Origin of the sequence: Achromobacter sp. (assembly GCF_032113835.1) — a bacterium.
Classification (GTDB): domain Bacteria; phylum Pseudomonadota; class Gammaproteobacteria; order Burkholderiales; family Burkholderiaceae_B; genus Achromobacter.
The window spans coordinates 1-12612 of sequence record NZ_DAMCTG010000042.1 but is presented as its reverse complement, the minus strand read 5'-3'; the positions used below and the strand labels follow the sequence as shown (position 1 = coordinate 12612).

General features: G+C 63.4%; 17 protein-coding genes. 11 read left to right on the top strand and 6 right to left on the bottom strand.

All coding sequences use genetic code 11. The features are described from left to right. Window positions 1-109 precede the first annotated feature (109 nt). Genes RT697_RS15770 through RT697_RS15755 form a run of 4 tightly spaced genes read left to right on the top strand, consistent with a single transcriptional unit; the run spans window position 110 to window position 4308 of the window. Window positions 110-1633 (top strand): ATPase domain-containing protein, encoded by a 1524-nt coding sequence (locus tag RT697_RS15770; RefSeq protein WP_313700060.1) that lies wholly within the window; start codon window positions 110-112, stop codon window positions 1631-1633. Beyond that, window positions 1620-3308, top strand: a complete 1689-nt coding sequence (locus tag RT697_RS15765; protein WP_313700058.1) for an ATP-binding protein — start codon at window positions 1620-1622, stop codon at window positions 3306-3308. Before RT697_RS15770 ends, RT697_RS15765 begins: the two co-directional genes overlap by 14 nt. 60 nt (window positions 3309-3368) lie before the next feature. Further along, complete coding sequence (locus RT697_RS15760) at window positions 3369-3761, top strand: phage holin family protein (RefSeq protein ID WP_312429936.1); 393 nt, start codon at window positions 3369-3371, stop codon at window positions 3759-3761. After that, on the top strand, window positions 3736-4308 hold the full coding sequence (locus tag RT697_RS15755; RefSeq protein ID WP_313700056.1) for a hypothetical protein: 573 nt from the start codon (window positions 3736-3738) through the stop codon (window positions 4306-4308). Before RT697_RS15760 ends, RT697_RS15755 begins: the two co-directional genes overlap by 26 nt. Window positions 4309-4349: 41 nt before the next feature. Here RT697_RS15755 and RT697_RS15750 read toward each other — a convergent pair whose 3' ends face one another. Continuing rightward, window positions 4350-4820, bottom strand: coding sequence for a low affinity iron permease family protein (locus RT697_RS15750; RefSeq protein ID WP_313700055.1), 471 nt, complete (start codon window positions 4818-4820; stop codon window positions 4350-4352). 117 nt (window positions 4821-4937) lie between these two features. Here RT697_RS15750 and RT697_RS15745 point away from each other — a divergent pair, with 117 nt between their 5' ends. After that, on the top strand, window positions 4938-6023 hold the full coding sequence (locus tag RT697_RS15745) for a calcium:proton antiporter (RefSeq protein WP_313700053.1): 1086 nt from the start codon (window positions 4938-4940) through the stop codon (window positions 6021-6023). 35 nt (window positions 6024-6058) lie between these two features. On the opposite strand, the gene hdeA is transcribed toward RT697_RS15745, so the two are convergent. The 4 genes from hdeA to RT697_RS15725 form a co-directional block, all read right to left on the bottom strand. Further along, window positions 6059-6358, bottom strand: a complete 300-nt coding sequence (gene hdeA / locus RT697_RS15740) for an acid-activated periplasmic chaperone HdeA (RefSeq protein WP_313700051.1) — start codon at window positions 6356-6358, stop codon at window positions 6059-6061. Window positions 6359-6550: 192 nt separating this feature from the next. After that, window positions 6551-7408 carry a ZIP family metal transporter gene (locus tag RT697_RS15735; RefSeq protein ID WP_313700120.1) on the bottom strand — a complete coding sequence of 286 codons (858 nt, stop codon included), beginning with the start codon at window positions 7406-7408 and terminating at the stop codon, window positions 6551-6553. Window positions 7409-7783: 375 nt separating this feature from the next. Continuing rightward, window positions 7784-8035: a hypothetical protein gene (locus RT697_RS15730; protein ID WP_313700049.1), complete on the bottom strand. Its 252-nt coding sequence runs from the start codon at window positions 8033-8035 to the stop codon at window positions 7784-7786. A gap of 172 nt (window positions 8036-8207) precedes the next feature. Continuing rightward, window positions 8208-8432 (bottom strand): CrpP-related protein, encoded by a 225-nt coding sequence (locus RT697_RS15725; RefSeq protein ID WP_313700047.1) that lies wholly within the window; start codon window positions 8430-8432, stop codon window positions 8208-8210. Between the two features lie 497 nt (window positions 8433-8929). Between RT697_RS15725 and RT697_RS15720 the strand changes: the two genes are divergently transcribed. The 3 genes from RT697_RS15720 (at window position 8930) to RT697_RS15710 (ending at window position 10548) form a co-directional block, all read left to right on the top strand. Further along, complete coding sequence (locus RT697_RS15720; protein ID WP_313700045.1) at window positions 8930-9187, top strand: DUF1488 family protein; 258 nt, start codon at window positions 8930-8932, stop codon at window positions 9185-9187. Between the two features lie 183 nt (window positions 9188-9370). Further along, window positions 9371-9883 carry a DUF4142 domain-containing protein gene (locus RT697_RS15715; protein WP_313700043.1) on the top strand — a complete coding sequence of 171 codons (513 nt, stop codon included), beginning with the start codon at window positions 9371-9373 and terminating at the stop codon, window positions 9881-9883. Window positions 9884-10041: 158 nt separating this feature from the next. Beyond that, window positions 10042-10548 (top strand): ferritin-like domain-containing protein, encoded by a 507-nt coding sequence (locus tag RT697_RS15710; RefSeq protein ID WP_313700041.1) that lies wholly within the window; start codon window positions 10042-10044, stop codon window positions 10546-10548. Window positions 10549-10834: 286 nt separating this feature from the next. Here the strand turns inward: RT697_RS15710 and RT697_RS15705 are convergent, their stop codons facing one another. Continuing rightward, window positions 10835-11221 carry a hypothetical protein gene (locus tag RT697_RS15705; protein WP_313700040.1) on the bottom strand — a complete coding sequence of 129 codons (387 nt, stop codon included), beginning with the start codon at window positions 11219-11221 and terminating at the stop codon, window positions 10835-10837. On the opposite strand from RT697_RS15705, the gene RT697_RS15700 reads away from it, so the two are divergent. The 3 genes from RT697_RS15700 to RT697_RS15690 all read left to right on the top strand — a co-directional run bounded on the left by RT697_RS15700 (window position 11220) and on the right by RT697_RS15690 (window position 12494). Beyond that, window positions 11220-11948, top strand: a complete 729-nt coding sequence (locus RT697_RS15700) for an SDR family oxidoreductase (protein WP_313700039.1) — start codon at window positions 11220-11222, stop codon at window positions 11946-11948. The two genes, RT697_RS15705 and RT697_RS15700, sit on opposite strands and share 2 nt — an antisense overlap. A 22-nt stretch (window positions 11949-11970) precedes the next feature. Further along, complete coding sequence (locus tag RT697_RS15695; RefSeq protein WP_313700038.1) at window positions 11971-12210, top strand: hypothetical protein; 240 nt, start codon at window positions 11971-11973, stop codon at window positions 12208-12210. Between the two features lie 131 nt (window positions 12211-12341). After that, a complete protein-coding gene (locus RT697_RS15690; RefSeq protein WP_313700037.1) occupies window positions 12342-12494 on the top strand; it encodes a hypothetical protein in 153 nt (50 codons plus the stop codon). Window positions 12495-12612 lie beyond the last annotated feature (118 nt).

The window sequence follows — 12612 nt, the reverse complement described above, 5'->3', positions numbered from 1 at the left end:
CCCCCCGAGCTGGGGCGATTCAGTACGTAACATATCTTTCCGGCTGGATGCCATTCGACATTGGCGATGGCGATATGCTTGCTTTCTCACTCGTATTTACGGGAAAGCCATGAGCGCAACGATTGAAGAACAGACTGCGGCTTTCAAGCCCGACGCCCGAATTTCGACCGGAAATATCGGCATTGACGATATCCTGGGCGGCGGCTTGGATCCCAACAAAATGTATCTCTGCGAAGGCCGGCCTGGCACGGGCAAGACGACCATGGGAATGCAATTCCTGCTGGAAGGCGTCCGCCAGGGAGAGCGCGCGCTCTATGTCGCGCTGTCCGAAAGTCCAGCCGAACTGAGTTTGGTCGCACACCGCCACGGCTGGTCCTTGGACGGTGTCGAGATCCTTGAACTGGTGTCCGAAGAGGTGCTGGATCCGGAGCGCGAACTCACCGTTCTGCACCCCGCCGAGATGGAACTGACCGAGACCACGCGCCTGATCCTGGACAAGGTCGAATCGCTCGATCCCGCGCGCGTCGTCATCGATAGCCTGTCGGAACTGCGTCTGCTGGCGCAGGGCTCGCTGCGTTATCGCCGTCAGATCCTGGCGATGAAGCACTTTTTCGCCAGTCGCCGGTGCACGGTGATCCTGCTTGACGACCAGGCGGCCAAACAGGACGACCTGCAGTTGCACTCCATCTCGCACGGCGTGATCGCGCTTGAGCAATTGGCGGTCGACTACGGCGCACAGCGGCGGCGGCTGCGCATTCTGAAAATGCGTGGCATGGATTTTCGCGGCGGTTACCACGATTTCACTATCAAGAAGGGCGGGCTGCAGGTCTATCCGCGGCTCGTCGCGGCGGAGCATCACAAGGAGTTCGCCCCGACGCCCACACCCAGCGGCAATGCCGAACTGGACAGCCTGTTGGGCGGAGGGCTGGACCGTGGGACGAATGTTCTGCTGATCGGTGCGGCTGGCGTGGGTAAGTCTTCGCTTGCGTCGACGTACGCGCTGTCAGCAACGCAGCGCGGCGACCATGCGGCCATCTTCGCTTTCGACGAGTCCCGGGCCACATTTTTCGCGCGCGCCCGGGCGTTGGGGATGCCGATGGAGTCCGCGCTCGAAGCAGGGCTGTTGACCTTCAAGCAAATCGATCCCGCGGAGATGGCCCCGGGCGAGTTCACTGCGCAGGTTCGCCGCGCGGTCGAGGAGGATGGCGCGCGCGTGGTGGTGTTCGACAGTCTGAACGGCTATCTGAACGCCATGCCCGACGGCCGCTTCCTGATTCTGCAGATGCACGAACTGCTGAGCTACCTTGGACAGCAGGGCGTGACGACGGTGATGATCCTGGCGCAGCATGGCTTGGTGGGGCCGATGGAAACGCCGATGGACATCAGCTATCTCAGCGACACGGTGATCATGCTGCGGTACTTCGAGTTTGATGGACGCGTCCGGCGCGCCATCTCCGTCGTCAAGAAGCGCAGTGGCGCGCACGAACATGCCATCCGCGAACTCAGCATGTCGGGAGAAGGGCTGGTCGTTGGCCCGCCGTTGACGTCGTTCCACGGCATATTCTCGGGAACGCCGCAATACACGGGCGATGATCTGCGCCTTCTGCTGAACAATCCCGATGCACCGGCCTGAGGACGCTGAATCTCGCGTGCTGGTTTACGCACCGATCGGCCGCGACGGTGAGGCCGGCGCGCGGCTGCTGCAGCGCGCGGGTTTCGACACGTTCGTCTGCCGGGACATCGTGGACCTGCTGGCGCAGGTAGAAGCCGGCGCCCTGACTGTCTGCCTGACCGAGGAAGGTCTGTTCGGCAAAAACCTGGACCAGGTGTCAGAGTGGTTGAAGGCACAGCCCGCGTGGTCCGGGCTGCCCTTCGTCGTGTTGACCGGCAAGACGCAGACCGGCCCCATCGTGCGGTGGCGCGAGCGGATGACAGAACTGCTCGGCAACGTTTCGCTGCTGGAACGCCCGGTCCAAAGCCTTGCGTTGACCACCATGGTCCAGACGGCGGCGCGTGCCCGGACGCGGCAGTATGAAATCCGCGCGCTGCTCCAAGCCGAGAAACAGGCCGCGCAGGTGCTTGAGTCGGTCGTGGCAAGCCGGACGCGCGAACTGGAATTGGCCAATGCCGAGCTTCAGCAGCAGATGCGCGAACGCAGCAGGATCGAAGAGTCGCTGCGCCAAGCCCAGAAACTCGAAGCGTTGGGGCAGCTTACAGGCGGGGTGGCCCACGATTTCAACAACCTGCTGATGGTCATCTCCGGCGGGCTGCAAATGCTGCAGCGTCCCGTCGACGAGGCGCGGCGTACCCGCCTGTATGGTTCGATGCGGCAGGCAGTGGACCGGGGCGCGTCGTTGTCGCGCCAATTGCTGACGTTCGCGCGCCGCCAGGCCTTGCGTCCGGAAGTTCTGAACCTGAATACGGTCGTTCGAAACATGCTGGAGATGCTCGAGCGCAGCCTGCGCGGCGACATCGTCATTGCGTTGGCGCTGGACGACGATCTCTGGCCGGTCGAAGTGGATCCCGGCGAGTTGGAACTCGTCATCCTGAATCTGGCGGTCAATGCGCGCGATGCCATGCCGGACGGCGGCGTCATCGAGATCCGGACCGAGAACGTGGTCCCATCCGGTAAGGGCGAGTTGACGGTCGACCACATTGCATTGCGGGTGTCAGACACCGGAACCGGCATGAGCCCGGCGGTGGCTGAACGCGTGTTTGAGCCGTTTTTCACCACCAAGGATGTCGGCAAGGGATCGGGGCTGGGACTGGCGCAGGCGTATGGCTTTGCCAAACAGTCCGGCGGCGCCATCGAGCTTTCGACCGAAATGGACGTTGGCACTACGGTCTCGGTCTGTCTGCCGCGGTCGAAACGGCGGCTGGCTGCGCAGGGCAGGTCGGCTGGGGCCGGCACGGTTCAGGAGCAGCAGACGGCACTGAACGTGCTGCTGGTCGAAGACGACGCGGAAGTCGCGACCCTGACAGCCAGCATGCTGGAAGAGCTGGGTTATGTGGTGACGCCCGCCGCCAGTGCCGCCGAAGCCTTGGACGTGTTGAATAAGGGCGCCGTCATCGACGTGATGCTTACGGATGCCATGATGCCCGGCGGTAAAAGCGGCATTCAACTGGCGCGCGAAGTACGCGCCCGACGGCCCGATCTGCCGGTTGCCTTGATGACCGGCTTTCTGGGCGAGGAAGTGAAAAGGGCGGGGCAAGAGGGTATTCCGCTGTTGTCCAAGCCGTATCGGCTGGAGCAGTTGGCGGGGCTATTGCTGCGCCTGACTGGAAGGCGAGCTGCCGGGCGGGCATAAGGGACTGTGCAGCCCGGAATGCAATTTGCTGACGGGGGTTGCCAAGCCCAAGGAGACGCCATGATTTCGGAACGATTGCGCAGACTGCGCCGCATCGCGGCCTTTGCCGCCGAACGCTCGGGGGACTATGTGGAGCTGGTGGGGATCGAACTGTCCCTATACCGAGCCGCGCTGGTTGCCACGGTGATCAGCAGTGTGGCCCTCGTTTTCTGCGGGCTGGGCACATTGGGTTTCGTATCGGTGGCCGCCATCGTGAGCTTCTGGGATACGGAGCATCGCAAGCTGGCGGCGTGGCTCGTCGCCGGCGCGTGGCTGCTCATCACGCTCATTTCGCTCGCCATTTCGACACGTAGCGCGCCGAAGGGGTCGCCCTTTGCGGAGCTGAGCCATCAGGTGCGCCTCGATACCGCTGCGGCACGGAGCCATTATGCCCAAGATGACCACACTCGCTGACAAGGAAGCCCTGCTAGCCAAGATGGAGCGCGACCGCCAAGCGCTCGCCGTTCCGATGGGGCGCAGCGCTCCCCGAAATGCGGTTGGCGGGGCGTGGGCGCGGACCGCTGCGCTGGCCGCGGGGGCGGCGCTGGGATGGCCGCGATTTTTGCGCCAGCCGCTGCGCGCGATGGCTGCGGTGGCGATGCGCGATCGCGTCAACGAGTTGATGGGCCGCATGCAGGTGCGGCGCGTCAGCAATCCGATGCCTGATCCCGACATGGCGAAACTGGAGAAGATGGTCGAGGAGGTGCGCGCTGCGGCCGTGCGTTTGGCCGATGACGCGGAGATCGAGCGCCTGCGGGCGCAGTTGGACGACCAGGTGAGGCGGCTGCGGACGGCGCGCGCGTTGCAGGCCACGCAAGCCTCGCGCGCGTTGCGACCTTTGGATCCGTCACCGCCGTCGGGTCCGGCGATTTCCTCAAGTCCGGCGCACCTGTCGCGGCCGGCGCCTCCATCGGGCAGTCTCGAGGCGCCTACCGGACGGGATGTGTCAGCGATTCCGTAGTTGGAGACGGTCAAGGCGGCCGCCAAGCCGCCTTGAATCCGTCAATCCCGGCGCCGGCTGCGCGCCCGCTGGCGATGCTGCTTGCGTGCGCGGGCCGTTAGCGCGGACGCCAAGGCAAGCAGCTTGTCCTCGTCCAGCCGCTCTGCGTCGACCAGTTGCTCGTCAGCGCCTTTGACCGCGATCAGCAGCTCGTCCAGCTTCAGATGCAGCGCCTCGCTGTCCTTGTTCTGACTCTGCTGAATCAGGAAAACCATCAGGAAGGTGATGATGGTGGTGCCGGTATTGATGACCAGCTGCCAAGTCTCGGAAAAGCCAAACACCGGTCCCGAGGTCGCCCACACCACGACCGCGATCAGCGCGATGCCGAAGGCGACTGGCGAACCCGCCCACTTGGTGACGAGTGACGCGAAGCGGTCAAAAAAATGGGACACCGGATTGCGTTTGCCGGCCTTTCCGGGTCGTGGTTGCGGCTTGGATCTGGTTTGCCGCTTCGCTGCTTTCCTTTTCGGCATGGCGCTCCATCCATACACGCACGGACCTTATGCACAGCAAATCGCGTGCCCGATGATCCGCGCCGCGGCCGGATCGGCGCGTGCTAGGCTCTCGGTGTTCCGGCCCGTCAGGTTGCGATGAAATCCCTACTGCAATCCGAAAAGTTCCTGCTGCTCGCCTGCGTGCTCGCGATCGCAGGGTTCGTGATCGAACCGCAACTCGAGGGGCTTGGCCAAGCCGCAAGCCTGACGGAAACGGCCGTGCTGATCGCCGCGATTCTTGCGGCATCGCTGAGCGTCGCGCGCCACGCGGAAAGCATCGCGCAAAAGCTCGGTGATCCGTATGGCAGCATGATCCTGACGTTGTCGGCGGTGCTGGTCGAAGTGATCGTGCTGGTGATCGTGTCGTCCAAGGCGGGCTCGCCGACGCTGGTACGCGACAGCATCTATTCGGCGGTGATGCTGGATATCAACGGCATCCTGGGCGTGGCCGCCCTGATCGGCGGCTTCAAGCACGGCGAGCAGGCCTACAACGACGATTCGGCGCGCACATATAGCGTGATGATCCTGACTGCCGTCACCGTGTCGATGATCATTCCCGAGTTCGTGCCGCAGCCCAGCTGGCGCGCCTACAGCGCCTTTACCGTGGTGTCGATGCTGCTGATGTACGGCGTGTTCGTGCGGATGCAGACCGGGCCTCACAGCTATTTTTTCAGCTACAGCTATCCCGAGAAAAAGACGCGCACGCCCGTGCCCCCCGGTGGCGGTCCCGGTTGGCGCCATTCGGCCGCGGTGATGGCGGTCGGCATCATTGCGGTGGGCGCGCTGGCCGAGCTGATGTCGCATGCGCTCAACCGCAGTGTGGAAGGGATGGACGTTCCGATCGGGCTGATCGCGCTGGTGGTGGCGGGCATTTCGGCCGCACCGGAGATGCTGACGGCGTTCCGGGCGGCGCTGGCCAACCGCATGCAATCGGTGGTGAACATTGCGCTCGGCGCGTCGTTGTCGACGGTCATCCTGACCGTGCCGGCGATGGAGGCATTGGCCCTCTTTACGGGGCAGCGGATCGACATGGCGATGACGCCGCTGCAGACGCTGATGATGCTGGTGACGTTGGTCGTCGCGGCCATCAACCTGAACGACGGCCAGACCAACGCGATCGAAGGGCTGACGCACTTCGTGCTGTTTGGCGCGTTCCTGATGTTGCTGACGTTGGGGTTGTAGCCCCCGGAGCGCAAGCTCCAGGGGAGCGCGAACAATTACTTCTTCAGACCCGCCAGGGCGTCGCGCAGCATCTGTTTAGGGTTTTCGTTGCACTGCTTGACCAGCATCGGCGTGCGGGTGCTGATGCCCTCGACGTCGAGAACGGCTTCTTCGGGCTTGCCCTTGTTGTTGAGCGCTTCTGCATAGCTGACGACGACGGGGCGATAGGTCTCTTGCACGCCCAGGAAATCCTGGCATTGCCATAGCGCGAGAGGCTTTTTCGCATCAGCTGCCTGGCCGGTGACCGCGAAGGTCAATGAGCCAATAAGACCAATCATCAGTAGGTGCTTCTTCATATTCGAGCTCCTGGGGTTGGCTTGCAGACGAAACGGCTTACTCAGACACAGACAAAAACGGCATGTACAAAAACGTGAGCGCAGCTCACCGGCCTAAATTACTGAAAGCGGATGAGCGTCGTCAACGCAACTGTGCATCCAAAGATGGAGTGAGACATTTATACCGGTGACGTCGTATCGCCAGCCCGGGCGTCATTGCAGCGCGGTGTCCAGCACCATCATCAACACGAACCCCAACATCAGGCCGCAGGTGGCGGGCACCTCATGTCCCTTCCGATGAGTCTCGGGGATGATTTCGTGGCTGATGACGAAGAGCATCGCACCCGCGGCAAAGCCCAATCCCCAAGGCAGCAGCGACGCCGACCAGCCGACGATGGCCGCACCCAGCAACGCGCCCAGCGGTTCCACCAGGCCCGAGGCCATGCCGAAGCCGACCGCGAATGCGCGCCGGTAGCCGGCGGCCAGCAGTGCGATGGCCACCACCAGGCCTTCTGGCACGTCCTGAATCGAGATGCCCATTGCCAAAGAGCCGGCCTGCACGGGATCTGCACCGGCATATCCGACGCCGATCGCCAGGCCTTCGGGAAAGTTGTGCAGCGTGATCGCAAACACGAAGAGCCACGTTCGCCGCAGGTTGCGGGCGGGCTTGCCTTCCTTGCCCTTGATGAAATGCTCGTGCGGCAGGACGCGGTCCAGAAACAGCAGCGCCAGCGCGCCGAGCAGAATGGCGCCGGCGATGGAAAGTCCCGCGCCCCATGGCCCTCTGCCAAGATCGCGGGCGGCGTCCAGCCCCGGAATGATGAGGGAAAAGGCGCAGGCGGCCAGCATGATGCCGGCGCCGAATCCCAGCAACGTGTCCTGGACACGTTCGGGCACCCGTTGCGAGAAGGCGACCGGCAACGCGCCCAGTGCGGTCGCGCCGGCGGCGAACAAGCCGCCCAGCAGCGCCGCGCCCACCGCCGGATGCGACGCGTCGAGATATCGCCACAGCGCGAAGACGCCGAACGCGCTGAGTGCGAGCAGACAGGTTCCGAGCAGGCCCTTCAGCATGGAAGCGCGCGGATCCGGCAGGGTTTGGCCGTCCTGCACGGCGGGTTGGGGCACTTAAGGCGTTCCCGGAAAACGTCGCGACGTCGGCGCCCAGAATGGCCTTGCGTATGCCGTAAGCACTGAATCCTTTTGCGTGCGGTGGCGTGGCCGTTTCATGATGCTCCTCGGGTTTGAAGGGCCGGCACACCGTTTGGTGGGCCGCCGGCCTGCCGTGCTGTGGTCGTGCGATGCTGCCCTGGCGCGCTGACACTACAGGCCTGTGACGCCAGAGCAATGCGCGTGCCCGGGGCGCTGGCGTGGCGGCGATCTACGAAAAAGAGCGCCCGCGGGCGCTCCAGAAGATCGACGCCCGCAAGGCGCCAGGTCAGGTAAAGATCAGGTCAGGCAGAACTGCGGTGTGCCGCTGGCGTCCACGCGCCGGATGCCTTTGAGGATCCATTTGGCATGGCGTTCGGCTTCATGCTGCGCCGCGAACAGCTTGCCGCTCGGGATGGGCCAGACGGACTTCCCGTCGTGGTCGCCGTCACGCCGGGTCGTGACGTCGAGCCGATACTTGCCGCTCGGCAACTCAATGACATCGCAGTGGACTTTGAATCCATCTACGCAAATACCATTTTCAGTATTCATCGTGCGCTCCAAAGAGTGGGGTTCGGAAATTTCCTGCCCGGGATTTTCCAAAATCGGCCTCCGGGTGGGTGCAACAAAGTGCAAGAATTCCCGACCAACGCCAGCAGGCGTTTTTCGCGCTGATGAATGCCACCGCCAAACGCCTGGCGGGATAGGCACCGCAGGCAGTGCGCTACCTGCGAGTGATCATGAAGGGGGATGACGGCGCACGGCCGACAACGCGAGATCTGACGCCGTCTTTCCAGCCGGCTTTCCACATCTCGACGCGGCTGCGCCACTCAGTGACTGATTCGCCGGTCTGCGCAGGCATGGCTGCGGTGCGAAGGTAGGGGCAATCCAAAAGGGTCAACCCTTGGCGCGCGGCGTCTGCTCCCAACTCCTGGATATCCACTTGCATGGCAACTCTCCCAAAAGATGCGAGCGGCTAGTGTGCCGATGGCACAGCGCTCGCGCAACGAAGGGCGTGTAACGCGGCGTTTCCTTGTTACATCGCCGTAAAACTCGCTATTTCTGCTTCAAAAAAGCGCCCCGCTGTGCGGGGCGAAGACTCACGGTCCAATAAAACGCAGTGGTCCCAGCGACGTGGCGAGGCCGTGCCAGCCACCAGATTCCCCAACCAGAACCCGGTAACCCTGCCGCTGAGACAACCGAAACGCCGCAACTATTGTTCCCGTCGCGCATGGCTGAGAGATGACTGTGAACCGTGCGCTTCGCTATGGCCAAGCGAGTGGGCGAGACGATGCACAGTTTGTTGATGCGCATGCACTGATGCGATTTCTACACGATCGGAAGATTTGACGTGCGCGGCGTGACGGAACACGACTTGCTGGCCTTTACCGCAGGCGCGCCGCCCTGCGGCGCGTCTCCGACAACCACGCGCCAGGAGGGAATGAAATGAAATTCACCAAAGCGACCAACGCGAAAACGCAAGGCGATGCCATTGTGTTCGAGATGGAGACGGCCGGCGTAACGCGGCAATTCGAGATATCGGGTGATGTGCTGCGCCAGCGGTTCGGCGCCGCGGACGACAGCGCGCCGGAGTTGCTGCGCGCATTCGAAAGCGGGGCCGACGCCCTACGCGAGCTGGCGCACCGCACGCAGTGGGTGCCGACCGACGGCCCCATCCAGGTGGGCGAGGGCGATTTCGGTTGATGGAGAACCCGGCGGCGACACTTGCGGGCAGCGCCCTGCGGCTTCGGCGGGCATGACGATTGCTGGATGTTCCTTGTACGCCGGGCGGCATCAGGCCGACAGCCGGCGACTTATTTACTACTGGAGGTCCGAATGAAAAACCGTCTTTTGAAAGCAGGGCTTGGCGCTGCAATTGTCCTTGGCATGAGTTCGGTTGCGCTTGCGCAAACCCCGGCCGCTCCCAGCGCTCAGGTGCCGGCTGCCACGAACAAGCTGGACAGCGAGGCGCGCGGCTTTTTGACAGACGCGGCGGAGTCCGGCCATCTTGAGATTGCCGGCAGCAAGATGGCGCTGGAGAAGTCGCAGAACGCCGACGTCAAGCAATTTGCGCAGAAGATGATCGACGATCACACCAAGGTGGGGCAGCAACTCGAGGCGTTGGCCAAGAGCAAGGGCTTTGAGCCGCCCAAGGATCCTTCCATGATGCAGACGGCCAAGCTCAAGGCGCTGGGACTGCGTGACGAAGGGTTCGACAAGGCGTACGCCGATGAGATCGGCGTGGACGCGCACGAGGACGCGGTCAAGCTGTTTGAGAAGGCCTCGAAGGAGGTGAAGGATCCGGAGGTCAAGCAGTTCGCGATCGAAACGCTGCCCAGCCTGCAGCAGCACCTGCAGGCCGCCAAAACCTTGCAGCAAAGCGTGTCCCCCAAAAAGTAATTGAGTTCAGAAGCGCCGGTGTCGCCACCGGCGCCTGACCATTCAAGCGGGCCTGTCCTTGCACCCTTGCAGTAAGGCAATCCGGCATGCGCCTTGCGCCTTGCTCACACCGGGTGGACAAGGCCCGCTTTCCCCTCGATCCGCACACAGGAGTGATCATGAGCCAGAAGACGTTGAAGGACCTGTTTATTCACGAGCTATCGGATGTCTATAGCGCCGAAAAGCAATTGACCCGCGCGTTGCCGAAGATGGCTCGTGCTGCTACTGACCCCGCCTTGGCCGAAGCGTTTACCACTCACCTTGAAGAAACGCGCGGTCAGATCGAACGCATCGACAAGATCGTAGAGGGTGCCGACTTCCGGCTCAAGCGCATCAAGTGCGCCGCCATGGAAGGTCTGGTGGAGGAAGGCAAGGACGTTATTGAAGACGTTGAAGAAGGTCCGGTGCGCGATGCTGCGCTGATCGCGGCCGCGCAGAAGGTCGAGCATTACGAGATTGCCAGCTACGGCACGCTCTGCACCTTTGCCAAGCAACTGGGCGAGGCCGAGGCGCTGAGGCTGCTGAAGGAAACGCTGGCTGAAGAAAAGGCCACCGACGAGAAGCTGAGCATGCTGGCGCTGCAGCATACCAATGCTGAAGCGGCCAAGGCGGGCAAGGCAAAGTAATTGCAACCTGCATGAAGCTGTGGCGTTGATTGCGGCCCTGTGTCTTTCGTGGCGCAGGGCCGTGATCGGGTCACGAGCCGGGGGCGGGTATCCGGGAGCGCATCATGAAACCTGCTGACGATTCTTCTACCCGCGCCCGTCCGGCGCGGCGCGGCGCCAAGACTGGCCGGGGACCCTGGCTAATGCTAGCCGTCTGGATTGGCGCCGTGGCCGTGCTGTTCATCGTTGGACTGCTGATTCGCGGGATGTAGCCGCGGGTTGGCGCCAGGCGCGACTGCGTCGCGCGCTATTGGCACAGTCTTGATGCCACCATCGTGACGACTGTGCCGTCCGGCAGCTTGTAATGCCCATCGCCTTCCCATGTCACAAGTTGTCCGTCAGGCAGGCAGCAATAGGAATTGGTCTTCGCATCGCCCTGGGGCTGCGAGCAGTATCTGTCGATACGGTAGGTGCTGCCATCGGCGGCGGCTGCCACCACCTCCATGACACGCTTATATGTTGGATTTGCCATTTGTGCCTCCTGTTCGCCGTTCGGGATATTGGTGCATGCGGTCTCTGCGTGGTCAATACGCATCGCAGCATCCGACAGGGCGTGAAGGGACGCATGGTGGCCGATGCGCCCTGGGAAGATCGGATCGCCGCACGCATCGTGGCTTAAAAGGAGCGCAACCATGCATGAATTCGAAAGCCTTGACGGGCGAGTAATCCTGGTGACGGGCGGCGGCAGTGGACTGGGCGCGGCGCTGTGCGAGCAGCTTGCGGCCGAAGGCGCTCGTGTCGCGGTCAGCGACATCGACGAGCAGCGCGCAAATGCTGTCGCGGGCAAGCTGAAGGAAGGCGGCGCGGACGTCATGGCCTGCATCATGGACGTGGGCGTGGCGGCGGACGTCGCCGAGTGCATGGACGCGGTTGTGCGCCAGTTCGGCAAGCTGGACGCCATCGTGAACAGCGCAGGCATCGATGTGACGGCTTCCATCGACCAGCTTGACACGGACATCTGGGAGCGCGTGCTGCGCACGAATCTGACGGGACCGTTCCTGATGGCCAAGCTGGGCAAGAACCGGCTCAGCCCCGGCGGTCACATCGTGAACGTGGCGTCGACCGCCGCGCGGCGTGCGTGGCCCAACGCCAGCGCTTATCACGCCAGCAAGTGGGGGTTGCTTGGCCTGTCGCATGCCCTGCATGCCGAACTGCGCGGCATGGGCATCAAGGTCAGTGCGGTCATCGCGGGCGGTATGCGCACCCCGTTCCTGCTGGACCGGTTTCCGGACATCGACAACGCCTCGCTTCAAGATCCCGCCAACGTCGCGCGCGCAGTGCGCTTCGTGTTGACGCAACCGCCGGAGACCGTGGTGCCCGAGGTGATGGTGTTGCCGATGAAGGAAACGTCTTGGCCGTGACTACAACCCAAGGAGATGCATCATGAGCACCAAGCCCCATTCCCATCAGGACGCCCCCGCCGACGCGGACCGCAAGCCCGTTCCGCCTGGCGAACGCACGCTGTCGGACCGCCCGGCCGATCCGAACCGCACCGGCGCGGGGCGGCAGTTTCCGCCGGGCATGGATCCCGAGGACGTTTGGGATCCTGGTCGCGCCACGCCGGATGCGCCGCCCGTGGACAACCGGTCCGGAGAGGGGCAGCCGCGCGACGGCAAAAAATGAAACCCGCCCGTCCGCCAGGGCGGGGAGGGGAAAGCACGCTTGGGTGACGACAGGCCGCGCGACACGTCCAGTAATGGGGATTGCTGCCCGATCCCCAGCGCGATTCTCGCGTTGCCAACCGGGAGCATTCAATGAAACTGAGACTGAAACCGATACGTGAGCAGGTGATCGTGATCGCAGGGGCGAGCAGTGGCATCGGCGCCGCGACGGCGGAGATGGCGCTGAATCCGCCTCGCGGTTCGGTGGTTGCTGCGGCGATGGTGATTGGCGGGGCGGCCTGCTGATGGTTGCAGTCGCGGGGTTGAGTTGGTTAGTAACTCGGGCTGGGCGGCGGGCATGGTTCTTTTGACGCCCGGCGCGGCGTCGGCCTGGGGTGCGCGGGGCTACGATTGCGGTCCGGAG